The organism is Arthrobacter sp. AL05 (assembly GCF_029960715.1).
Taxonomy (GTDB): domain Bacteria; phylum Actinomycetota; class Actinomycetes; order Actinomycetales; family Micrococcaceae; genus Arthrobacter.
On sequence record NZ_JASBRC010000012.1, the window covers coordinates 34,087 to 55,916 of the forward strand.

Sequence of the window (21,830 nt, forward strand, 5' to 3'; positions counted from 1 at the left end):
GGATTGCAAGGCCAGTTTTCCGGGAGGATGGTTCCATGATGACGCGCAGGATCCTCCAGCTTCTAATCGGCCTCGCCATGTACGGCGTATCCTTGGCCATGTTCATCCGCGCCGGCCTTGGCTTGGACCCCTGGGACGTGTTCCACCAGGGCCTGGCCCTTAAGACCGGGTTGAGCATTGGCACAGTGGTCATCATTGTCAGTTTTCTGGTGCTGCTCCTGTGGATTCCACTCCGGCAGTGGCCGGGCATCGGCACGCTGTGCAACGCCGTGCTGGTGGGCGTCTTCGCGGACGTCGGGCTGGCGTTGATCCCGCAGATCAGCCACCTCGGCGGGCAGGCCGGAATGCTTGCCGGCGCCGTGCTGCTCAACGGCATCGCCTCGGCCTGCTATATCGGTGCCCGCTTTGGTCCCGGCGCCCGCGACGGCTTGATGACCGGCCTCGCCCGGCGGACGGGATGGTCGGTGCGGACATCCCGGACCGGAATTGAAATCGTCGTTCTGGCCGCGGGCTGGCTGCTCGGCGGTTCCGTCGGCATCGGGACCGTGCTCTACGCCCTGGCTATCGGTCCGCTGGTTCAACTGCTGCTGCCCCGGTTCACCGTGCCGGAGTTGACGGTGCCGGGCCCGCCGATGGTGGCCGCCGGGGCGGCGCCCCCCGCATCCCGGGCGTAGCTAGCCGGGGATCGGCACTGGCTGGCACGAGGGACAGAAGTAGATGTCGCGTTCCTCGGCACCGGTGGCCGTAGCCAGGACCCCCCGCCGCAGCGGAGTCCGGCACTTCAAGCATGGCTGGTGCTCGCGCCGGTAGACCCAGTAGCCGGGCAGCCCGGCGGTCCGGCCCACGGTGGCGCCGCGCCGGTTCAGGACGGTGGTTCGTCGACCAGGGCCCAGGTTTGCCTCCAGCAGGCGCTTTGCGTCGGTGATGAGGGCCGCAATGTCAGGCACGGCCGAGACGGGTGCCGCCGGGTGAACGCCGGAGAGGAAGCAGGCCTCACAGCGGTAGATGTTGCCGATCCCGGCAAGGTTCCGCTGGTCCAGGAGGGCGACGCCGATCGGGACGTCCGGCGCTGCACTGATCCGCCGCTCCGCCTCGGCCATGTCCCAGTCAGGGCCGAGCAGATCCGGGCCAAGGTGGCCGACGACGGCGGCTTCCTCAGAGCTGCGGACCACCTCGAGGATTCCGAGCGAGAATCCAACAACGTCCGCCGCGGCGGTGCGCAGCACACAACGCGCGGTGAATGCCGGCTTGCGCCAGCGCCCGCCCGGAGGGTAGACCTGCCACGCCCCCTCCATTTTGAGATGGGAATGGATAGTTAGCCGCTCCGGTCCGGCCGGGCCGGCGCCGTGTGGCCGCGCCGGGGCCTCCAGCCGCATCAGCAGGTGCTTGCCCCTTGGCACCACCTCGGTTACGGTCCAGCCGCCAAGTTTGAGGGTGGCGAACCGCGGTACCCGGAAGTCGGAGGAGATCAGTTGTTGTCCGGCCAGTGCGGCCTGAAGCTGCGCGGCAGCGCGGAAGACCGAATCGCCCTCAGGCACGGATCCTCAGTCCCTTGGGTGTGGAGTAGGCCCCGGCGTGGGCCAGGGCGGCAGCGATGGGAGTGTCGAGGATGCCGTGGCCGTTGACCTTTTCCATAATCAGTTTGTCCACCGCGCCGCGGGTCACCACGCTGACCAGGGCCGCGCCGGCCGCAGCCAGAACCTCAGTGTCCGCACTGAAGGCCAGCAGGGTCTTGCCGCCGCGTTCCACATACAGCGCCAGGGCGCCGTCCACCAGGACCACCAGGGCGCCGGCTTTTCGGCCCGGGCGGTGGCCGGTTCCCGCTTCGACGTTGAGCGCGGGCCACGGCAGCGCGGCGCCGTAGGGATTGGCCGGGTCCGTCGCGGCCAGGGCCAACGCCACCGGCTCGGCTTTGTGCAGCTGGGTGTCCTCGGCGTATGAGCGCAGCCGGTCCACGGTCGCTGGAACGGCGAACTGCGCCGCACCGAGGTGCTCGATAAAGTAACCCCGCCGGCAGCGGCCGGCTTCCTCCAGCCGCGCCAGGACCTTATACATCAGGCCGAAGCCGCCCAGGATGTTCTCCGCCATGACCGAGCCGCGGGTGACCACGCCGTACCGGTCCAGCAGGAGTTCCGCGGTGGCCCGGGCGTGGATGGTGGCGTCAAGTTCGGGAGCGGGGAGGGCGGACCAGCGGCCGGCGGCCAGCGGGGGAGTGGGGGCAGTGCCGCTGGCGGAGCCGTACCGGCCGCCGGTCAGCCCCGGGGACCCGAGCAACCCGGTGCCGTGGGAGCGCCCCAGCCGGCTCAGCCTGGGGGCCCGGGCCCGTGGGGCGCGGGCGACCTGCCGGTGCGCGGTGTGGCCGCCGGCGATCATCGCCCGGACCGGGGCAAAGGTGTCGCCCGTGATCCGGCCCGCCCAGGCCAGGTCCCAGAGTGCGGAGACGACGTCCTGGTCGCTGAGCACCGTGTCCATGCCGCCGGCTACGTCTGAGAGCTGCCGGAAGAAGTAGCCGCCGCCGTTGTTGCGCAGGTAGTCCAGCAGCCGCTGCTGCGCGTCCCCGGGCTCGAAGTCGATGGCCGGGTTGAGTGTCAGTTCGGCCGAATCGGCCAGGTGGAGGCTGACCCAGCCGTCGTTGCCGGGGAGCGCTCCTGCTCCGGACCAGAGGACTTCGCCGGCCGCCATAAGCTCATCGAGCATGGCGGGCTGGTAGTCGGATACCCGGCTGGCGAGGATCAGGGGTTCCCAGGCTGAGGCCGGGATGGGCACGCCGGAGAGTTGGTCGACTGCGGTGATGATCCCGTCCAGTCCGCGCAGCGCCGACTGCCCGCGCTTGCCCGGGACGCGGACGTTCTGCCAGGCGGGCAGGAAGCGGCCGTAGGCGGCGGCGTCCACCGGCTCGACCTCGGCGCGGAGTGCGGCGAGCGAGCGGCGGCGGAGCCGGCGCAGGACTTCGGCGTCGCACCATTCACTGACCCCGGCCAGCGACGGGGCCGTGGTTGCCTGCGTCCCGCCGTCGGCCTCCTGCGCCGGTGCCGCCGGTGGTGCGGCGTGCGGGCGGAATTCGCCTTCCACTACCCGTCCGTCCGCGGCGAGCCGCTTCAGCGCCGTAGCGACGACGGCGACTCCGAGTCCCAGCCGGGCGGCGGCCTCGGCGGAGGTGAACGGCCCGTGGGTTCGGGCGAAGCGGGAGACGAGGTCGCCCAAAGGGTCAGCGACCGGCTCGATGAAGGCCAGCGGCACGCCCATCGGCAACGGGACGCCGATGGCGTCGCGCAGCCGGGCGGCATCCTCCACCGCGGCATACCGCTCGGTACCGCCGACGTTGACCTTGATGGCGCGGTTGGCGCGTTGGAGCGCCACAAGGTGTGCGGTGGCATCGGCAACCGGAGCCTCAACAGCGTCGGCCACCGGCTCGGCGACCGATCCTTCAAGCCCTGCCGCGGCTTCCAGGCGGGCGGCGACCTCCCCCGCGGTCAGCGGGCCCAGCAGCCGGAGCAGGTCCGCAACCCCCTCCAGCCCGCGGACCTTCCGATCCGGGGCGAGGCGCTGCAGTTCTTGCTCCGTGTCGTCAATGACCTTGGCGTCGAGCAGTTCACGCAGCTCGACCCGGCCCAGGAGTTCGTTGAGCAGGGTCGAATCCAGCGCCAGCGCCGCAGCCCGGCGCTCGGCCAGCGGGGAATCGCCTTCGTAGAGGAACTGCGCGACGTAGCCGAACAGCAGGGACTTGGCGAAGGGGGAGGGCTGCTGCGTAGTGGTTTGCAGGATCCGCAGCTCGCGCCGCTCGATGGACGCGGCGATGTCCTTGAGTGCCGGGAGGTCGTAGACGTCCTGGAGACATTCCCGGACCGTCTCGAGGACGATCGGGAAGGTGGGGTATTTCCGCGCCACGTCCAGCAGCTGGGCGGAGCGTTGCCGCTGCTGCCACAGGGGCTGCCGTTTGCCCGGGTTCTGCCGGGGCAGCAGCAGTGCCCGGGCGGCACACTCACGGAACCGGGACGCGAAGAGGGCGCTGCCGCCGACCTCCGCCGTCACGATCTGTTCAAGTTCCTCCGGGTCGAACATGAACAGCTCAGCGCCGGGGGGCTCGTCGTCCATCATGGGCACACGCAGTACGATGCCGTCATCGGCCGCCATCGCGGAGCCGTCCATCCCGTAACGCTGGTGCAGGCGCTGCCCGACTGCGAGGGCCCACGGCGCGTGCACCGGCATGCCGAAGGGGCTGTGCAGTACCACCCGCCAGTCGCCGAGTTCGTCGTGGAAGCGCTCCACCACAAGCGTGGTGTCGCTGGGGACCACGTCGGTGGCCAGCTTTTGCTCGGCGAGGTACTGGATGAGGTTGTTGGCGGCGAAATCGTCCAGGCCGCTGGCCTTGCAGCGTTCCGTGGCCGGTCCGACGTCGGACGCGGACAGTTCGCGGACAAACGCGCCCAGGGCGCGGCCCAGGTCCACCGGCCGGCCGAGGGAGTCGCCCTTCCAGAAAGGGAGCTTCCCCGGCTGGCCGAAGGCGGGAGAGACCAGGACCCGGTCATGGGTGATGTCCTCAATCTTCCAACTGGTGGCGCCCAGGGCGAACACGTCACCGACCCTGGACTCGTACACCATTTCCTCGTCGAGTTCGCCGACCCGGCGGCCGCCCTTGGCTGCGGCGGCGGCCGGGCTGGCCGCCCTGCCGTCACCGCTCGCGGAACCCGGGGAGCCGGAGCCTTCGACTTCCGTGCCGATGATGTAGACGCCAAAAAGCCCACGGTCCGGAATGGTGCCGCCGGAGGTGACCGCCAGCCGCTGGGCTCCGGGCCGGCCCTCGATGGTGCCGGCATTGCGGTCCCAGATGATCCGGGGCCGCAGTTCCGCGAACTCGTCCGAAGGGTAGCGGCCGGCGAGCAGGTCCAGTGTGGCCTCGAAGGCGGAGCGGGGGAGCGAGGCGAACGGCGCCGACCGGCGGACCGTGGAGAACCATTCCTCCACTTCGATGGGCTCCAGTGCCGTGGCCGCGACGGTCTGCTGGGCCAGAATGTCCAGCGGATTCGCGGGGACGTAGAGGCGTTCGATTTTGCCGCCCAGCATCCGCTCCACCGTGATGGTGGTGTGCACCAGATCTGCACGGTGCTTGGGGAAGAGCACACCCTGGGAGATTTCCCCGACCTGATGACCGGCCCGGCCCACCCGCTGGAGCCCGCTGGCCACGGAAGGCGGGGACTCCACTTGCACCACGAGGTCAACTGCCCCCATGTCGATGCCGAGTTCGAGGGAGGACGTGGCAACAACGCAGCGCAGCCGGCCGGATTTCAGGTCGTCCTCGATCAGGGCCCGCTGGTCCTTGGAGACCGAGCCGTGGTGGGCGCGGGCCAGGACCGGATCGGCGCCGGCGGTGCTGCCGGCCTGGGCCATCAGGTGCGCCGGCGTCGCGGTGGAAGCGGGCGTCCCGACGGCGGCACCGTCCCAGCCGCCGCCGGCGGCCATCAGTTGCCGCTCGGCATGGATCTCGTTGAGCCGGGCCGTGAGGCGTTCGGCGAGCCGGCGGGAATTGGCGAACACAATGGTGGACTGGTTGGCCAGCACCAGGTCCACTATCTTCTCCTCCACATGCGGCCAGATCGATGCCTGGGGCTGCAGCCCGGATGCCGGCCCGGAGTCGAACGCGCCGGCAGCGCCCTGCAGGTCGGACATGTCCTCCACCGGGACGGAGACCGTCAAGTCCCAGGTCTTCTTCGACGGCGGAGCCACAATTTCCACCGGGGCGGAGCCGGCGAGGAACTGTGCCACCAACTCCTTGGGTTCCACGGTGGCCGAGAGCCCGATCCGCTGGGCGGGTTTAGGGAGCAACGCGTCGAGGCGTTCCAGGGACACTGCCAAGTGGGCACCGCGTTTAGTGCCCGCGACGGCGTGGACCTCGTCGACGATGATGGTGTCCACCTCGCTGAGGGTCTCCCGGGCCTTGGACGTGAGCATCAGGAAGAGGGATTCGGGGGTGGTGATGAGGATGTCCGGGGGGTTGCCCAGCAGCGATCGTCGCTCCGAGGCCGGGGTGTCACCGGACCGGACGCCCACGGTGATCAGCGGTGCGGGCAGGTTAAGGCGTTTGGCGGTCTGGGTGATGCCGATCAGCGGTGCGCGCAGGTTGCGTTCGACGTCGACGCCGAGCGCCTTGAGCGGCGAGATGTAGAGCACCCGGGTTTTGCGTTTGGGCGTCTTTCGGCGGGCGCCTTTAGCAGCGTCAAGGCCGGGCAGCCCCTCGGGCTCAGCGGGGGCCGCGACGAGCAGGCGGTCGAGTGCCCAGAGAAAGGCTGCGAGTGTTTTGCCGGAACCGGTGGGGGCGACGACGAGGGCATGCGCGCCGGAGGAAATCGCGTTCCAGGCCCCTTCCTGGGCGGGTGTGGGCGCGGTGAAGGCGCCCAGGAACCAGTCCCGGGTTGGCCGGCTGAACCGGTCCATGGCCTCCGCCGCGAGTGTGCCGCCAGCGAGCTCCTGCCCCTTCATTCCTCCATCATGCCCTACGGCACCGACAGTCACGGGCGGTCCCGGCATCGCCTCAGCGACCGCGATGCTCAGCAGGCTGAGGCCGGGACGAAAACCTCGTGGATGCCTGCGGCCGCGGCCTGCTCACGTAATTCGTGAACCAGGCGGCTCCCGTGCGCCGTGAGGCCTCCGACAATATCGTCACCGACGAATGCCGCAAGGGCCCAGAAGGTATCCTGATCGAGCTAATACTCGTCCTTCTTGCTGCAATCTTGGTGGTGGCCGCGGCGACGTGCTGCGCAGGCCTAGCCTGTTCACGGAGCAACTGCCGGATACTTCGGAAAGACTTTAGGGCCGATTGGCCCCGCGGTCGATTCCACCGCACTGACAGAGAGGGTATGCCTGATGAGTGAGCCGACCTGGGTACAGCACGCAATCTGGTGGCAGGTTTATCCGCTGGGTTTCACCGGCGCCGACGCAGCAGCAGGCACAGCCGCGGAACCGGTGGTCCACCGCCTGGACCGGTTGCACGCCTGGCTGGATTACGCAGTGGAGCTGGGGGCTTCCGGGCTGGCCCTCGGCCCGGTCTTCGCCTCCGAATCGCACGGCTACGACACGACTGACTACTACCGCATCGATCCGCGGCTGGGCGACGACAACGACTTCGACGAACTGGTTGCCCAGGCCCACGCCCGCGGTTTGAAGGTCCTGCTCGACGGCGTCTTCAACCACACCGGGCGCAGCTTCGGGCCGTTCCGGCAGGTTCTTGCCGACGGTCCGGCAGCACCCACCGGTTCCTGGTTCCGGCTGGACTGGCCCGATGACGGCTGGGCCCCCGGCGTCGAGCCGGGCTACAAGGACTTCGAAGGCCACCATCACCTGGTCGCGCTGAACCACGAGGAACCCCAGGTTGCCGAGTTCGTCGCGGACGTTATGAAGCATTGGTTGGGGCGCGGAGCGGACGGTTGGCGGCTGGACGCGGCGTACGCCGTGCCGCCGTCGTTCTGGAAACCGGTCCTGGCGCAGGTGCGCAGGGACTATCCGGACGCGTACTTCGTGGGTGAATATATCCACGGCGACTATGCCCATGAAGTGCAGGCAAGTACCCTCGATGCCGTCACCCAATACGAACTCTGGAAGGCCGTGTGGAGTTCGCTGAATGACGGCAACTTCTACGAACTGGCCGCCGCGCTGGAGCGGCACAACGGCTTCCTGGCGACCTTTACCCCGTTGACGTTTGTGGGCAATCACGACGTCACCCGGCTGGCGAGCCGGCTGACGGATCCGGAGCAGCTGCCGCTGGCACTGGCGGTGCTCCTCACAGTGGGCGGGACACCGTCGATCTATTACGGCGACGAGCAGGCCTTCCGCGGTGTTAAGGAGGACCGGGCCGGGGGAGACGACGCAGTCCGGCCGGCCTTCCCGGGCACCCCGGCAGAGCTCGCCGGGCTTGGCTGGCCGGTCTACCACCTGCACCAGGAACTCATCAGCCTCCGCCGCCGGCACGCGTGGCTGCATTCCGCGCGCACCAGGGTACTCACAATCAGCAACGAACACCTCGTCTATGAGGCCAGCGGAGACGGCGGTTCGCTCACGGTAGCCCTGAACCTCTCGGGCGCTCCCGTGGAAGTGTCCGTGCCCGCCTCGGCCGCCGCGTTACTGGCGGGGCGGGGCGGGAAGCATCCGGACCGCGGCAGTCTTACCCTGGACGGTTACGGCTGGGCCGTTCTCGGCGACACCGACTAGGCGCAGCACCGGCTGCTGGGAGTCACGCGGTGCTGCGGGGCTACTTGCCGGTGAACGCCCCGATGGTCAGCACGTTGATGCCGGCGTTGCTGCAGGCGTCATGTGGTTCGGCGATAAACAAGGACGCGGTGTCCTCGGGCGGGTAGACCCGAAAGCCGGCCGCCGGAGCGAGGGTGCAGTCCGAGTAGTTGCGGGCCTGCGTGTAGCGCAGGGTGGCGGTTCCGGCCTGTCCCGGTGCGAGCAGCACTTCGGCGGAGGGCGTGGACTCGTCCCGCGCCGCCGGGGCGCCGATCGGGGCACCGTTCGCGTCGGCGGTGAGCGAGACGCCGGCGAAGCCCACCAGCCGGCACGGCTCGGCGCCGGAATTCGTCAGGATCAGCTGCATGTAGACGCTGCCGGCCGCGCCGCCGCCGGTGGCATCGGTCGTGGCGGTCAGGCCGGCGGCCTTGCACAGGCCCGGGCCCGCGGGGGTGGAAGGTTCCGGTGCCGAGACCGAGGCCGAGGGGGCGGGGGCGGTAGCTGCCGCGCCGGCCGACTGGCTGGCGGAGGTTTCCGGGGAGGACGCCGGAGTGCTGGACGTTTGGGACTGCGGTGTTCCGGTGCCGCAGCCGGCGAGGAGGAGTGCCGCCGCGGCCGCTGCCGTCGTAAATACCAGTCTGGTGTTGATTCGCTGAGCCGTCATGGCACCACCTTCACGCCCGATGTTGCCTGAGTCAACGACGCCACGGCAGCGCTGTCCGATTGATGCCCGGATTGTGATTTCCGGGCATCAATCGTGGGTCAGCTACTCCTTGGCCGCGGAAGCGGGCGCCGGGGTGCGAACGGGTGCCGGGGTGTTGCTTCGGCTGCGGGCCAGGGCGAGTCCGCCGAGGGCGAGCCCGCCGACGCCTGCCACCAGTCCAGCCCAGCTGCGGGCCTGGGCTCCGTCGTCGTTCACCGCGGCGGCCTGGACCGCCTCCGGCGCGGCGTCGGAGGTGCTGGCGGCATGGCCGCTGTGCCCGTCGGCCGCAGCGGCCACCGTGACCGTTACGGACGGCGCCGGCGCCTTGAGCGCGTGCGGGTCCTGCCCCTCGGCGGGGAGCTGCGACCAGTCCGTCTGGCCGACCTCGCAGTTCTGCAGCGTCGGGAAGTACAGGGTCTTGCCCGCAGCGTCGGGCAGTTTGACCGAAAGCACCAGGGCGTCGCGAAAGGCCGGATCCAGCGGGGCTTTGGCGGTGTAGACGATCTGGCTGGTGCGTTTGGTGATGGAGGAGCCGTCTGCGAGCTTTTTCGGCTCGGCCAGCTGTTCGGTGACTTTGGCGGCCGTCCAATTGGGATTGACCGTGGGTTGGGCGTCGTTGAGTTCGGCGGGGAGGGTGATGGTGACTTTGGTGGTGCCGGACGCGTCGCAGCCGTGCGGGATCCCAAAGGTCAGCAAGGCGTAGGAGTTGGCGCCCGTCGTGTCCGGGGTGACTCCGACGTGCGCGGAAGCGCCGGAGATGCCGGCAAGCATCAGCGCGGCGGTTCCGCCGGCCACGGCCGTTCCGGAGAGAGTGCGGCGGATGGCGGAGGTGGAAAAGGTCTTCACAGGGGTTGCCTTTCAGGCCTGCGCGCAGCACAGCGGCAGGCGCAAAAAATGGGGGTGGCGCGGCGCTGCTTATGATCCGGACCCGCAGGTGGAGGCCGGTCGCGGCCGCGGCCGGGAAAGGAATCAGGAAAATACAACGACGGCGGCGGGGGGTCCGCGGCCGCTATCGCGCCGAAGGTTCCGCCACGGCAGCGGTGCGCACTCCGCGGGCCAGCCGGTAACAGCCGGAACCGCAACGACGTCGGGCGCTACGGGCGCGGGGAGCCGGAGCAGGGGACGCAGCCAGGCCGCGAGGGACCACAGGGCGTCTTCACCGCGGGCGAGCAGGACAGCGCAGAGCAGAGTCGCCAGCGCATGGCCGGCCAACATCAGGAGCGAAACGAACGGGGCCTCGGCCGCCGTGCCGCTGGAGGCAGTCTGCAGCTCAGGGCCGAGGAAGTGCGGGATCGCCGCAAGATGGTGCGGCGCGGCGGGGCCGGCCGGCCCGGACGCAGATCCGCCCAAGGCCTGGGGGCTCAAAGCCGTGAAGGCCTCGTGCAGCAGCAACTGTCCGGCACCCAACAGCCCGGCCAGTGCCGGCAGGTTCAGTTTGAGCCGGGTCGCGGTGGTGGCGGCCAGCCCGGTCAGGGCCAGGAGGGCCAGCAGGATGCCGGAGACCGGCAATTGTCCGCCGGCCAGCGTGTGCGCGCCCGCAGCCAGGGACAGGATGGTGAGCGCCACCATGGCGGAACGCAGGGCGTGGAATGGTGCCCGGGCGGCTGTGCGCACAGAACACTCCCTTCACCAGCGGCGGCCATGGTTGCTCCCGCGGGCGTTGCCGGCTGCGGGTTGTCCCCCGATTCTACCGGCGGATTCTACCGGGCTGCGAAAAGCGCTGGGCGCCCCGGAACCGGCCGGCGTCAGTCCGTTTCGGGTCCTGAGCAGAAGTGGCAGTCGTCAGGGCACAATTCGTCAACCGCCAGGTCTTTGAGCAGGCCTCCGGGTGGTACGTCGGTCCAAAGCCGGGGGGCGCCGCTGGCCCGATCTTGCTGCAAAGTCACGAGGTGTCCTGAACGTCATTGGTGCGGAACGGTGATGATTCCAAGCTAACCCCGGGTGGCTGCCACCGTTCAATGGACCAATTGACGGTGACGCCGGTTCCGTCTTGTGCAAGCGTCCAGCGCCGGTGCCCAGCGCCGGCGATGCTGTGCGCCGCCTGGGTCGAGGCCCTCGGTGTCGCCGGCGCGCTGGCCCTGGGTGGGTGCGGCTTGGTGTTTCGCGTGCCAGGTCTTCTGCTGGTCGGTCATGACTCCGCGTGGCCGCGGGGGAGGCGCGAAACCCCATCCCGCGGCCCTGGCGCAAGAACCTTAGCTCGCCGCGGCCGGCGACGTTGCGGCGGCGCCGGCGAGCCGGAGCCAGGTGTCCACAACGGTGTCGGGGTTCAGCGAGACGGAATCGATGCCTTCTTCGACCAGCCACTCGGCGAAGTCTGCGTGGTCGCTGGGTCCCTGGCCGCAGATGCCCACGTACTTGCCGCGCGCCTTGCATGCCTTAATGGCCATGCTCAGGAGTTTCTTGACGGCAGGGTCGCGCTCGTCGAAGCTGCCGGCCACGATCGCGGAGTCCCGGTCAAGGCCCAGGGTCAGCTGGGTCATGTCGTTGGAGCCGATGGAGAAGCCATCGAAGTAGTCCAGGAACTCATCGGCCAGCAGCGCGTTGGACGGAAGCTCGCACATCATGATGACCTCAAGGCCGTTCTCGCCGCGGCGCAGACCGTTCTCCGCGAGCAGGTCGATCACACCGCTGGCTTCGTCCACGGTGCGCACGAACGGGATCATCAGCTTGACGTTGGTCAGGCCCATCTCGTTGCGCACGAAGGACAAGGCCTCGCACTCGAGGTCGAAGCAGTCGCGGAAAGACGGCTCAAGGTACCGTGAGGCGCCGCGGAACCCGATCATCGGGTTCTCCTCGTGCGGCTCGTAGGCCGGTCCGCCGAGGAGATTCGCGTACTCGTTGGACTTGAAGTCGGACATCCGCACAATCACCGGTTCCGGTGCGAAGGCCGCAGCGATGGTCGCCACACCCTCGGCGAGGCGCTTGATGTAGTACTCGCGCGGGCTGCCATAGGCGGCGATCCGCTCCTTGATTTCCGCCAGCACCTCCGCGGGCTGGTCGGCCATGTTCAGCAATGCCTTCGGGTGGATGCCGATCTGGCGGTTGATGATGAATTCCAGCCGGGCCAGGCCCACCCCGTGGTTGGGCAGCTGCGCGAACGTAAACGCCTGCTCGGGGGTGCCGACGTTCATCATGACCTTGACCGGCGCTTCGGGCAGCTGCGTGATCTCGGTTTCCTCGACGCTAAAGTCCAGGATCCCTTCGTAAATCAGGCCGGTCTCGCCGTCGGCGCACGAGACGGTGACCTCAAGGCCGTCGGAAAGGGCGTCGGTGGCGCCACCGGTGCCGACGACGGCGGGAATCCCCAGTTCCCGGGCGATGATGGCCGCATGGCAGGTACGTCCGCCGCGGTTGGTCACGATGGCGGAGGCCCGCTTCATGATCGGTTCCCAGTCCGGGTCGGTCATATCCGCGACAAGGACGTCGCCGGTCTTGAACGCCGCCATCTGGTCAATCGCGGTGAGGATCCGGACGCGGCCGGCCCCGATGCGCTGGCCGATGGCGCGGCCCTCGACCAGCACCCGGCCGGAGCCGTTCAGCCGGAATCGGCTCAGGCTGCCGGAGGTGCGCCGGGACTGCACGGTCTCCGGGCGTGCCTGCAGGATGTACAGGCCGCCGTCGATCCCGTCCTTGCCCCATTCGATGTCCATCGGCCGTCCGTAGTGGTTCTCGATCGCGACTGCGTGCCGGGCGAGCTGTTCGACGTCGTCGTCGTCAAGGCTGAAGCGGTTCCGCAGGGACGCCTCCACCGGAACGAAGTCAATGGTGTGCCCGATTTCGCGGTTGCTTGTGTACGTCATCTGGAGGGCCTTCTCACCCAGGCCGCGCTTGAGGATGGCCGGGCGCCCTGCCTCGAGGGCGGGCTTGTACACGTAGAACTCGTCCGGGTTGACGGCCCCCTGGACGACGGCCTCGCCGAGGCCGTAGGAGGAGGTGACGAAGACAGCGTCCTGGAACCCGGATTCGGTGTCCATCGTGAACATCACGCCGGAAGCGCCGACGTCGGAACGCACCATCCGCTGGATGCCGGCCGAGAGCGCCACTTCGGCGTGCTCGAACTTGTGGTGCACCCGGTAGGCGATGGCCCGGTCGTTATAGAGGGACGCGAAGACATCCCTGATGGCCACCAGGATGTTCTCGATGCCCCGGACGTTCAGGAACGTCTCCTGCTGCCCGGCGAAGGAGGCATCGGGAAGATCTTCCGCCGTCGCGCTGGAGCGGACCGCCCAGGAAAGGTCGTCGGAGCCGCCGTGCTTTTCCACAAGCGCCTGGTATGCGGCGCGGATCTGGGCTTCAAAGCCCGGCAGGAAGGGCGTCTCGCGCATCAGGGTCCGGATTTCCTGGCCCGCGGCCGCCAACGCCGTCACGTCATCGGTATCCAGGCCGACGAGCCGGTCGGCAATCCTCTGGTCCAGGCCGGAGCCGGCCAGGAAGCTGCGGTAGGCATCTGCCGTCGTCGCGAATCCGTCAGGCACCTGGACGCCGGCGGAGGTCAGGTTCTGCACCATCTCGCCGAGGGAGGCGTTTTTGCCGCCCACCCGGTCCAGATCTTTGAGGCCGAGTTCTGAGAACCACAGGATGTCTGTCGTCATGGTTGCTGCTCCTTTGCAGATGGTGGCAATCGGTGCCGCGGCCCGCTTTGGGCGGCAGCCAGTTGATGGCGCAATTCCTGTCCACAGTGACAGGTCCGCGCCGGTGGTTCCAGCTGATGTGGCCCACGCAACACTGGTGAATCGACGGCCTAGTGTTTAAGGTTCATTTTCTGGAGGATGGTGGCGGCCATTTCCTCGACGGACACGCTGGCCGAATTCAGGTAGGGGATCCCGTGCGAGACATACAGCCGCTCGGCGCTGCGCAGCTCGAAGCCGCACTGCCGCAGCGACGCGTAGGGCGAGCCGCGGCGGCGTTCGGTGCGGACCTGGCTCAGCCGGAGCGGGTTGGTGGTGAGGCCGAAGCACTTCGACACGAAGGGACGCAGCGGTTTGGGGAGGCCTTCGCGTTCAAAATCCTCGTCCACCAGCGGGAAATTGGCGGCGAAGATGCCGTGCTGCAGCGCCAGGTACATGGTGGTGGGGGTCTTGCCGCAGCGCGACGGCGCCACCAGGATCACTTGGGCTTTCTCGAGCGCACGCAGGCTCTGCCCGTCGTCGTGCTCCATTGCGTATTCGACGGCGGCCATCCGGGACTGGTAGCGGGCGGCGTTGCCCAGGCCGTGGGCCCGGCCCGGTTCGCCGCTGGCTTCGCTTCCGAGGGCCCGCTCCAGCTGCCCGACGTGCGTGCCGATGAGGTCCACGATGATCCCGTTGCAGGTGCCCAGGGCCTGGCGGATGTCGCTGCCGACGGCGGTGGAGAAGACGATTGGCTGCAGTCCGGTGGCGGCTAGGTTGTCGATGACTTTGACGACGGCCCTGGCCTGGTCGACAGTGGTGATGAACGGGACCGTGATGCGGTCAAAAAGGTTCTCGGGGAATTGAGTCAGCAGGGTGTTGCCGAGCGTTTCTGCGGTGATGCCCGTACTGTCCGAAAGAAAGTAGACCGGGCGTGGAGCGTCATTGGTCATAGACGCATTGTGCCCCAGTGCGGGCCGGGTATTCTTCCGCGACGCACCCGACGGTGTCGCCGGCGCCGGCCGGCTCGGCCCGTGCCGGCCCGACGGCGGGGAGTAGGCTGTGTCCCACCTCACCTAAGGAGCCCGCATGAGCTACAAATACCGGACCGTCAAGGTCCGCGGTACGGACCTGGTCGGAACCATTGCCCGCAGGCACGGCTGTGCCCCCGAAATCTACGAAACTTCGAAGGACCCCAGCACTTCTGTTGTTCCCGTGTATTTCCCCGAAACCGGCGAAATCCGCTTCTTCGACCGGACGGTGCTGGAAGACGTCGCGCACCCGGCGGGCTAGGCGTGGGCGCCAGCAAGGATCCCGGGCTCACATCAGATCCGTTCGACGGGCAGTGGGCAGCTGCGGGTCAGCGCTGATCTGATCCTGAGCCGCAGCACAAGCCGGTTGGAGGCTTCGCGTCGGTTTTGCCAGCTCCGAGATAGGTCGCGGCCGCATGGTGTGCGACCTGTCCGGGGATGCAGAGCAGCTGCTGCGCGTGTGCGGCCAACGGCGCCGCAACGCCAGCGTTCAGATCCGTGGCCCATCAGAGCTCCCCTCCGTCGGCGATCTTCGCAACCGTGGCAATAAGGTCGAGAAGTTCGGTTTTGTCGTTCGCGACCCGCGCGGACACCCACGCAATTCTCGACGGCGGCACCGGGCCGTACCGCCGATTCCGCGACATTCCCCACGATCGCGGCTGGGCTGAGCCGCGCAGTGCGTAGTTTCGCTGAAGGCTGAACCGGTTGGGGTTTCTACGGCCGGATGGCCATGGCAGCGGCATCATTCCGGGGCCCGGGCTAGGCCGGAATCCTCGCGCCTTCCAAGTTTCGGCAGCTCCCACTCCGTTGGCGTCAGGATTACTTCATGCTCCCCGGCGAACTGCAAGTCACGTGAGGAGTGTCGGCCCTGCCGCGGCAAGGCTTCACGTTCGGTCTGTTATATTCTCTTTTTGTCCAGCGAATGGACAATTGCATCCTTCTACTTCTGAGGGGAGTTAAGGACTGTGGAGAACCGACTCGCTCAGATTGAGCAGCCTGAAGAGATCGACGCGCCCGGATGGGGCGAAGGGGTTGCCGGAGTAGGCGTAGGCGCAGTTGTTGGCGGCGGTCTTGTTTACGGCGGGATCGGCATCGGCGTAGCCATCACCTAGAAATGATTGTCCCTGTGGGGGTGGAAGTCTTATTTCCGCCCCCACAGGCATTTCCCACGACATCAAATTGCAGAAAAGAGCGACGATGCGAATGACGCAAGGCAAGGCAACCATCCCCCTTATCGCCGTACTTGGTGCCCTCGTAGCCACGCTGGGCGGCCTGACCGCGATGCTGGCCGTGACTGGCACCCAGCCCGTCCTCCTGGGCATTACGTTGGCTGTCGGCCTGATCCTGCTGGTTGTGCTCGGGGTTTTCATCGGACTCCTGCGGGAGCGGAGCTAATCCTATGGCCGCGCAACCAATCGTTTCAGTGACAGGCCTGGAAAAGAGGTATGGACAGAAAACAGGCATCGCAGGAGTGACCTTCGGTATTGGCCGGGGCGAGTGTGTCGGTCTGCTCGGTCCGAACGGGGCCGGGAAGTCGACCCTCCTGAAGATTCTCTGTGGACTGATGAATCCGACTGCAGCAGGTGTTTTGGCGCGGCGAGACCCAGGCCGGCTCACCGCAGTCCTGTGCGGCCATTGTGGCAACACTGGACGAGATCGATGGGCTAGGCATCGTGTCGTCGACAGCCCGCAAGGGCGGCATCGTACTTCAATCATGCAGGGGGACTGATGGAGAAGACGCCAACCGAACGCTATGGCACGCGGCTGGCAGGGTGGCTGGGGATCTTCGTTTCGACGACGGTTGCCGGCCCGGCATGGTTCCGGCTGCTGGAGCGGGGCTTCAGCTGGCCTGACGCTTTGCTCCTGGCAGCTGGTGCTTTCCTGTTCGTGTTCTGGGCCGCCCGGCTGGTCCTGCTCGACCGCGCGCTCCGGACTGGAGCTGGCCGCGGCAACCGGTGATAGCCGGCTGGCTGTTTCAAGCCGCCCAGAACGAAGCCGATTGCGCGCAGATCGAGTCCTCGGCCCGATTGCAGGTACGGGTCGTCCGGCGGCGGAAACGTCCTAGCGGCAAGGCCGCCAGTATTGCCAGGTCTTTGCCGATGAGTCCATCCAGGTCAAAGCAAAAGGCCCTGCTTCCCTTTGTTTACCAGGGAAGCAGGGCCTTTCTCATTCGCGGTGACGGTGGGATTTGAACCCACGTTGGCTTTCACCAAACAACATTTCGAGTGTTGCACCTTCGGCCGCTCGGACACGTCACCAACCTGAATAGGTTACCGGAGCCAAGCGCTGATGCACAAAACGGCACCCCGGCAGATCACCCAGCGGCGCCCCGGGGACCGCTGGCGGCGGCGCGCCCGGGATGGCCCGGGCTTCCCCGCGCATGGGTAGGGGACTAGATTCGTCAGCAGGATGAGCAATTCAGACGAGCAACCACCGCAGCAGAGAACCGCCACCGCTTACTGGACGGTCGGCCTGGAAAAGGGCGAGCTCCGGCGCGAGGACCTGCCGGCCCCCGGGCCCGGCGAGGCGCTGGTGCGGAGCCTCTACTCCGGCATCAGCAAGGGCACCGAGCTGGTGGTCCACAACGCCCGCGTGCCGGAGTGCGTGGCGGAGGAAATGGCCGCCCCTAACCAGGAAGGCTCCTTCCCGTCCCCGGTGAAGTTCGGCTACCTCTCCGTCGGCGTCGTTGAGGCGGGCCCGGCGGACTGGGCGGGCAAAACGGTATTCTGCCTGTACCCGCACCAGGACCTGTACATCGTCCCGGTGGAGTCACTCACCGTGGTTCCGGCGGACGTGCCGGCCCGCCGCGCCGTGCTGACCGGCACCGTCGAGACCGCGATCAACGGGATCTGGGAGGCCGGTCCCCGCCTGGGTGACCGCGTCGCCGTCATCGGCGCCGGCCTCGTCGGCGGCATGGTGGCCAAGCTCCTGGGCTCCTTCCCGCTCGGACGGCTGCAGCTGATCGACGTCGACCCGGCCAAGCGGGTGTTCGCCGAGACGCTCGGCGTGGAGTTCAGCCACCCGGACGATGCCCTGGGCGACTGCGACATCGTTATCCACTGCTCCGCTTCGGAAGCGGGCCTCGGGCGAGCCCTGCAGCTCGCGGGCGACGACGGCGACGTCATCGAAATGTCCTGGTACGCCGACCGTAAAGTTAGCGTCCCGCTGGGCGAAGATTTCCACGCCCGCAGGCTGTCCATCCGCGCCAGCCAGGTGGGCGTTGTGGCCCGCGCGCGCCGGCACCGCCGCACCAACGCCGACCGGCTGCGGCTCGCCGTCGCTCTGCTGAGCGATCCCGCCTTCGAGGTGTTCCTCACCGGCTCGTCCCCGCTCGCGCAGCTGCCCGACGTCGTCCAGCAGCTCTCCGACGGCGTACTGGACGCGCTCTGCCATGTTATTGAATACCCGGCGAGTGCGTAGCAAATCCGTACAGCCAGCCCCCACAGAAGCCACGAGGTAAATCCGTGTTCAGCCTGACCGTCCGCCGCAACTTTATGATCGCCCACAGCCTCCCGCGCCCTGCCTTCGGGCCCGCCCAGGGGATGCACGGCGCCACTTTCGTCACGGAAGTGACCTTCCGCCGTCGCGCCCTGAACGGTGACTCGATCGTTGTGGATATTGGCGAGGCGGGCACCGTGCTGGATTCCATCCTTGACGGCCTGAACTACAAGAACCTTGACGAGCACCCTGATTTTGCCGGCAGGCTCAGCACCACCGAGGCCCTGGCCCAGTACATAGCCGACGCCGTAGCGGCCAGGATCCGCACCGGCGCGGACGGGCGAGAGCTCGCCGGGCTGGACGTTACCTTGCGCGAAACCCCCGACGCGTGGGCCAGCTACACGCTCGACTTCGAGGCTGGCCCGGACGCCGGCGACGACCGAAAGCAGGGTGCAGCTTAACGCTCCCTGCCTCCGGCGTGCCTGCCCCGCTCCGGGTTCCTGGCGGCCAATCCGCAGCTGCGTGATTCAGGCTTACGAGGCTAACCGCCCGCGTACTTTGTGATCATCGCAGGCTGGTTCAACGCCAATGTGCCGGGTGACCCGGTTCCTACAGGTTGTACATCAATCGCCACCTGGACGGCTTCCCGTTTATGTAGACATCGGCGGTACAAAACTGCACGATTGTGCCGCGCTGACTGAAGTAGTCGGCAGCCTGGGAACACTGGGAAAGGGATGAGTAATAAGACACCCGGGGCGTGGCCGCTTGTGCTGGCAGCGCTCCACCAATAAATACCGCCGCGGCCGCCGCAGGGGCAGCCAGGAAAGCGATCAGTTTACGTTTCAATTTCAATCTCCATCGTGTCGATCAATTGGTTTTGGAAACTACAATTCGCTGGGCCTGCCGCACACGGCAGGCGAGCGTCGAGTGTCCGACGCGGGCAGTGCCACCTCGTTTTTGTTGGCCCTTGACGTTATCCCACGCGATCCAGTTGTGTGACCCAGGTCCAGCACGAAGATTTCACCCTGAAGGATGATCCGTAGCCCACGGTGATCGTCTTGCGGATGCTTGCGCCGTTTTTGAGGCCGAAGCAAGAATGAGCCACGGTGATCGTTGCGTTGGGGCCGGGGTTGTTGGCGGTGCAGCTGCCCACGATGTATTGCCCGTCGGCAGCCAGCGATGAGCATCCACCAACGCCGGCCATTGCTGGTGCCGGTGCACCAATAAGGAACATTGCGCTGAGGGCCGCGGTCCCGAGGGAGGCCGTGAGCGTACGAAGTTTTTTCATCAAGTTGTTCCTTAGGTCGGACTGTAGGTAACCTGGCGGGCGCCCCATCCTCCACACCCGGAGTCGACGCGGAACGACGCCCCATAGTTGAGCGTGACGTACACGTTCCTCCAGCCGGTCACGTGGCATTCGACGCGAAGCGTAAGTCGAGCGCCCGGGCCCTTGTTGGGGGGAACGCAGGAGCCAACCACGTAATCATGGTTTGGGAAGTACGAGACCCTGTCGAGGGTCAATGATGAGCAGTGCCCCAAGTTGGCGGCACTGGCGGGGGCCGAAGAGGCTACAACCCCGATCGGTGCCAAACCGCAGGCCGTTATGAGGGCCAAAGCGGCGCGAGCCTTCTTTTTCATGGATCTCCCTTGTTTTATCCAATAAATGGAATAACCATGCTTGACACTGTCTGGCAGCCTGCTCCTTGTCAACCCCGGCGAGGGGGTTTTACCGGGGATGTTGTACATCTTCAGGTTTCTTGAGGGGAACGGTCGGCCCGGCTGGGATGCCAGGGGCCGGTCCGGGTGAAATGCTGGAACCGGACCGTCCGGCCGGGCCGCCGACGGCCGGACCGCCGGAAAATGCCTGCCGTGGAAGATTCCCCTGCCGCATCGGCAGGGGGACAATGACCCCATGACCCCCGAGCCACTTACTTCGCAGCCACTTTCTACGCAGCCACCCCCGGCGAACACGCCGCCGGCCGGGACCCTCACCCGGGAGCGGCTGCGCGCGTGGGCCTGGCACAAGCAGGGACTGGACGGCTCGTTGACCGGCTGTACCGCGGAGCAGGTGTTCGCCCGGGCCGGATGGGCCCGCTCCGTGGGTGGCGCCAACCCCTACCTCGCACTCTTTGCCCGGGCTGGAATCCGCCGCGAACAGGCGGACGCCGATGTCCTGGCGCGCCGGATCCTGGAACTCCCGGCTGCGCGCGGCTGCACCTACGTGATGGGCCGGGACGACTTTGCGTGGGCGCTGCGGCTCGGCCGGGATGCGGCCGACTCCGCGGTCAAGGTGCTCGGCAGGCTCGGCGTGGACCGCGGCGAAATCACACTGCTGGAGGAGCAGGTGCTCCATACCCTGGCCGAGGCAGCAGCCCCGATGGACCCCCGGCAGCTCAAGGAGGAGTTGGGCGATTCGGTGCGGAACCTCGGCGAGGAAGGCAAAAAGAAGGGCGCCGCCACCACGCTGCCCACAGCCCTGGGAATCCTGCAGTCGCAGGGGCGGATTCGCCGGGTTCCGGCCAACGGACGACTGGACCAGCAGCGCTACGCCTATGACCTGTGGAAATTGCCGCCGGGCCAGATCGACGATGACGAAGCCCGCACCGAACTGATCCGTCGCTACCTCGGCTGGACCGGAGGGGCCACGTTCAAGCAGTCACAATGGTTCACGGCTTTTACAGTGGCCCAGAGCAAGGCGGCGCTTGCGGCAGCGGGCGCGGCGGAAGTAGCCACTGCCGCCGGCGAGGCGCTGTGGATGCTGCCCGCGGACGTCGGGCGTCTAGCGGCCTTCGAGGAGCCAGCCGGCGAGCAGATCCAGCTGCTCGCCGGAACCGACTCACTGACGCTCTTGCGGCGCAACGCGGCGGAAATGCTGGCCGAGGAGGACCGGCACCTGATAACAAGGGGTTCGCTTGCCCTTCAGGCGGACCTTCCGGATCACCCGATTTTCGACCGGGGCCGGATCATCGGACTCTGGCAGTACGATCCTGGGAAGGAACGGATCGTGCCGTGGCTGTTCCACCGGCCTACGGCTGCCGTGATCCGGCGGATCGCCGAAGTTCAGGAGTGGATCCGTGCGGACTTGGGCGACTTTCGCGCCTTCAGCCTCGACTCGCCGGCCACCCGGCAAAAGCGCATCGACGGCCTGGCGGCAGCCGCAACCGGCTCCAGCTAGTGTGCGGAAGCGGTGAAGAGGACCCGGCCGGGCTTAGCTGCCGCGGTGCCCGGCAAAAAAATCCCGCAGCAGCGCCGCACTTTCGGACTCCCTGATCCCGCCATACACTTCCACCCAGTGGTTGAGCCGGCGCTCGCGGAGGATGTCGAAGACGGAGCCGGCGGCCCCGGCCTTCTCGTCCCACGCTCCGAATACCACGCGCGGAATCCGGGCCAACACCACGGCCCCGGCACACATGGCGCAAGGCTCCAGGGTCACCACCAGGGTGCAGTCCGCCAAACGCCAGCCGTCCCCGCCGTTCCGGCCCCGCGAATCAGGCTCCTGCAGCCGCGCGGCAGCCGCCCGGATGGCTACCATCTCGGCGTGCGCCGTCGGGTCCCCGAGGGCCTCGCGTTCATTGCGGCCGCGGCCGAGCACCGTACCGTCCGGACCGATGACAACGGCGCCGATCGGTACGTCCGCAGTGGCCAGTGCGGCACGAGCGTCCTCAAGGGCCAGGCCCATCCAATCGGCATGGCGGGGGTGCGGGGAAGTCATGGCTCAATGATAGTTTCGACAGTAAGCAAGCTGTGCAGCCCGGCTGCCCGGCACGACATTCGGGAGAAACCGTGAAGACCGGGACAGAGCGCTGGTTGACCCGCCGTTGGGGTAAATGG

The 21,830-nt window shown here is 67.5% G+C and carries 18 protein-coding genes and 1 tRNA gene; 9 read left to right on the forward strand and 10 right to left on the reverse strand.

Annotated features, from left to right (window positions below):
• Positions 1 to 35: 35 nt before the first annotated feature.
• Positions 36 to 674: a hypothetical protein gene (locus tag QK287_RS14305; protein ID WP_348774715.1), complete on the forward strand. Its 639-nt coding sequence runs from the start codon at positions 36 to 38 to the stop codon at positions 672 to 674.
• On the opposite strand, the gene QK287_RS14310 is transcribed toward QK287_RS14305, so the two are convergent.
• Positions 675 to 1,538, reverse strand: a complete 864-nt coding sequence (locus tag QK287_RS14310; protein ID WP_282360520.1) for a DNA-formamidopyrimidine glycosylase family protein — start codon at positions 1,536 to 1,538, stop codon at positions 675 to 677. It lies immediately after the preceding gene.
• Positions 1,531 to 6,477 carry an ATP-dependent helicase gene (locus QK287_RS14315; protein ID WP_282360522.1) on the reverse strand — a complete coding sequence of 1,649 codons (4,947 nt, stop codon included), beginning with the start codon at positions 6,475 to 6,477 and terminating at the stop codon, positions 1,531 to 1,533. Before QK287_RS14315 ends, QK287_RS14310 begins: the two co-directional genes overlap by 8 nt.
• Positions 6,478 to 6,861: 384 nt before the next feature.
• On the opposite strand from QK287_RS14315, the gene QK287_RS14320 reads away from it, so the two are divergent.
• Complete coding sequence (locus tag QK287_RS14320) at positions 6,862 to 8,202, forward strand: alpha-amylase family glycosyl hydrolase (protein ID WP_282360524.1); 1,341 nt, start codon at positions 6,862 to 6,864, stop codon at positions 8,200 to 8,202.
• 40 nt (positions 8,203 to 8,242) lie between these two features.
• On the opposite strand, the gene QK287_RS14325 is transcribed toward QK287_RS14320, so the two are convergent.
• From QK287_RS14325 to QK287_RS14345, 5 genes are all read right to left on the reverse strand, one after another.
• Positions 8,243 to 8,884 carry a DUF4232 domain-containing protein gene (locus QK287_RS14325; protein WP_282360525.1) on the reverse strand — a complete coding sequence of 214 codons (642 nt, stop codon included), beginning with the start codon at positions 8,882 to 8,884 and terminating at the stop codon, positions 8,243 to 8,245.
• 102 nt (positions 8,885 to 8,986) lie between these two features.
• Positions 8,987 to 9,694 (reverse strand): YcnI family protein, encoded by a 708-nt coding sequence (locus QK287_RS14330; RefSeq protein ID WP_282360577.1) that lies wholly within the window; start codon positions 9,692 to 9,694, stop codon positions 8,987 to 8,989.
• A gap of 198 nt (positions 9,695 to 9,892) precedes the next feature.
• Complete coding sequence (locus tag QK287_RS14335) at positions 9,893 to 10,537, reverse strand: hypothetical protein (protein ID WP_282360526.1); 645 nt, start codon at positions 10,535 to 10,537, stop codon at positions 9,893 to 9,895.
• A gap of 578 nt (positions 10,538 to 11,115) precedes the next feature.
• The gene (gene ppsA / locus QK287_RS14340; protein ID WP_282360528.1) at positions 11,116 to 13,515 is read right to left on the reverse strand and encodes a phosphoenolpyruvate synthase; all 2,400 of its coding nucleotides are present in this window, start codon (positions 13,513 to 13,515) and stop codon (positions 11,116 to 11,118) included.
• Positions 13,516 to 13,664: 149 nt separating this feature from the next.
• On the reverse strand, positions 13,665 to 14,483 hold the full coding sequence (locus tag QK287_RS14345; protein ID WP_282360530.1) for a pyruvate, water dikinase regulatory protein: 819 nt from the start codon (positions 14,481 to 14,483) through the stop codon (positions 13,665 to 13,667).
• Between the two features lie 136 nt (positions 14,484 to 14,619).
• Between QK287_RS14345 and QK287_RS14350 the strand changes: the two genes are divergently transcribed.
• The 4 genes from QK287_RS14350 (at position 14,620) to QK287_RS14365 (ending at position 16,520) form a co-directional block, all read left to right on the forward strand.
• A complete protein-coding gene (locus tag QK287_RS14350) occupies positions 14,620 to 14,823 on the forward strand; it encodes a hypothetical protein (RefSeq protein WP_282360531.1) in 204 nt (67 codons plus the stop codon).
• A 703-nt stretch (positions 14,824 to 15,526) separates the two neighbouring features.
• Entirely contained in the window at positions 15,527 to 15,673 is a 147-nt protein-coding gene (locus QK287_RS14355) for a hypothetical protein (protein WP_282360532.1), read from the forward strand.
• 85 nt (positions 15,674 to 15,758) lie between these two features.
• Positions 15,759 to 15,956 (forward strand): hypothetical protein, encoded by a 198-nt coding sequence (locus QK287_RS14360; RefSeq protein WP_226773692.1) that lies wholly within the window; start codon positions 15,759 to 15,761, stop codon positions 15,954 to 15,956.
• Positions 15,957 to 16,289: 333 nt separating this feature from the next.
• Complete coding sequence (locus QK287_RS14365) at positions 16,290 to 16,520, forward strand: hypothetical protein (protein ID WP_282360533.1); 231 nt, start codon at positions 16,290 to 16,292, stop codon at positions 16,518 to 16,520.
• 214 nt (positions 16,521 to 16,734) lie between these two features.
• On the opposite strand, the gene QK287_RS14370 is transcribed toward QK287_RS14365, so the two are convergent.
• Positions 16,735 to 16,819, reverse strand: a tRNA-Ser gene (locus tag QK287_RS14370).
• A 151-nt stretch (positions 16,820 to 16,970) separates the two neighbouring features.
• Here QK287_RS14370 and QK287_RS14375 point away from each other — a divergent pair.
• Both QK287_RS14375 and QK287_RS14380 read left to right on the forward strand, forming a co-directional pair.
• Positions 16,971 to 17,981, forward strand: coding sequence for a dehydrogenase (locus tag QK287_RS14375; RefSeq protein WP_282360534.1), 1,011 nt, complete (start codon positions 16,971 to 16,973; stop codon positions 17,979 to 17,981).
• A gap of 44 nt (positions 17,982 to 18,025) precedes the next feature.
• Positions 18,026 to 18,460 (forward strand): 6-carboxytetrahydropterin synthase, encoded by a 435-nt coding sequence (locus tag QK287_RS14380; protein ID WP_282360535.1) that lies wholly within the window; start codon positions 18,026 to 18,028, stop codon positions 18,458 to 18,460.
• Positions 18,461 to 18,972: 512 nt separating this feature from the next.
• On the opposite strand, the gene QK287_RS14385 is transcribed toward QK287_RS14380, so the two are convergent.
• Positions 18,973 to 19,287 carry a hypothetical protein gene (locus QK287_RS14385; protein WP_226773687.1) on the reverse strand — a complete coding sequence of 105 codons (315 nt, stop codon included), beginning with the start codon at positions 19,285 to 19,287 and terminating at the stop codon, positions 18,973 to 18,975.
• A 624-nt stretch (positions 19,288 to 19,911) separates the two neighbouring features.
• On the opposite strand from QK287_RS14385, the gene QK287_RS14390 reads away from it, so the two are divergent.
• Positions 19,912 to 21,174, forward strand: a complete 1,263-nt coding sequence (locus QK287_RS14390; protein ID WP_282360536.1) for a crosslink repair DNA glycosylase YcaQ family protein — start codon at positions 19,912 to 19,914, stop codon at positions 21,172 to 21,174.
• 33 nt (positions 21,175 to 21,207) lie between these two features.
• Here the strand turns inward: QK287_RS14390 and QK287_RS14395 are convergent, their stop codons facing one another.
• Positions 21,208 to 21,711, reverse strand: a complete 504-nt coding sequence (locus QK287_RS14395; RefSeq protein WP_226773685.1) for a nucleoside deaminase — start codon at positions 21,709 to 21,711, stop codon at positions 21,208 to 21,210.
• Positions 21,712 to 21,830: the final 119 nt, after the last annotated feature.

Bases quoted from the DNA above. Each gene is read 5' to 3' on its own strand.
- QK287_RS14375 (WP_282360534.1), top strand. From the start codon at position 16,971: ATGAGCAATTCAGACGAGCAACCACCGCAGCAGAGAACCGCCACCGCT.
- QK287_RS14320 (WP_282360524.1), top strand. From the start codon at position 6,862: ATGAGTGAGCCGACCTGGGTACAGCACGCAATCTGGTGGCAGGTTTAT.
- QK287_RS14360 (WP_226773692.1), top strand. From the start codon at position 15,759: ATGCGAATGACGCAAGGCAAGGCAACCATCCCCCTTATCGCCGTACTT.
- QK287_RS14315 (WP_282360522.1), bottom strand. From the start codon at position 6,477: ATGAAGGGGCAGGAGCTCGCTGGCGGCACACTCGCGGCGGAGGCCATG.
- QK287_RS14345 (WP_282360530.1), bottom strand. From the start codon at position 14,483: ATGACCAATGACGCTCCACGCCCGGTCTACTTTCTTTCGGACAGTACG.
- QK287_RS14395 (WP_226773685.1), bottom strand. From the start codon at position 21,711: ATGACTTCCCCGCACCCCCGCCATGCCGATTGGATGGGCCTGGCCCTT.
- QK287_RS14325 (WP_282360525.1), bottom strand. From the start codon at position 8,884: ATGACGGCTCAGCGAATCAACACCAGACTGGTATTTACGACGGCAGCG.
- QK287_RS14330 (WP_282360577.1), bottom strand. From the start codon at position 9,694: ATGCTTGCCGGCATCTCCGGCGCTTCCGCGCACGTCGGAGTCACCCCG.
- QK287_RS14305 (WP_348774715.1), top strand. From the start codon at position 36: ATGATGACGCGCAGGATCCTCCAGCTTCTAATCGGCCTCGCCATGTAC.
- QK287_RS14365 (WP_282360533.1), top strand. From the start codon at position 16,290: ATGGAGAAGACGCCAACCGAACGCTATGGCACGCGGCTGGCAGGGTGG.
- QK287_RS14390 (WP_282360536.1), top strand. From the start codon at position 19,912: ATGACCCCCGAGCCACTTACTTCGCAGCCACTTTCTACGCAGCCACCC.
- QK287_RS14385 (WP_226773687.1), bottom strand. From the start codon at position 19,287: ATGAAAAAACTTCGTACGCTCACGGCCTCCCTCGGGACCGCGGCCCTC.
- QK287_RS14350 (WP_282360531.1), top strand. From the start codon at position 14,620: ATGAGCTACAAATACCGGACCGTCAAGGTCCGCGGTACGGACCTGGTC.
- ppsA (WP_282360528.1), bottom strand. From the start codon at position 13,515: ATGACGACAGACATCCTGTGGTTCTCAGAACTCGGCCTCAAAGATCTG.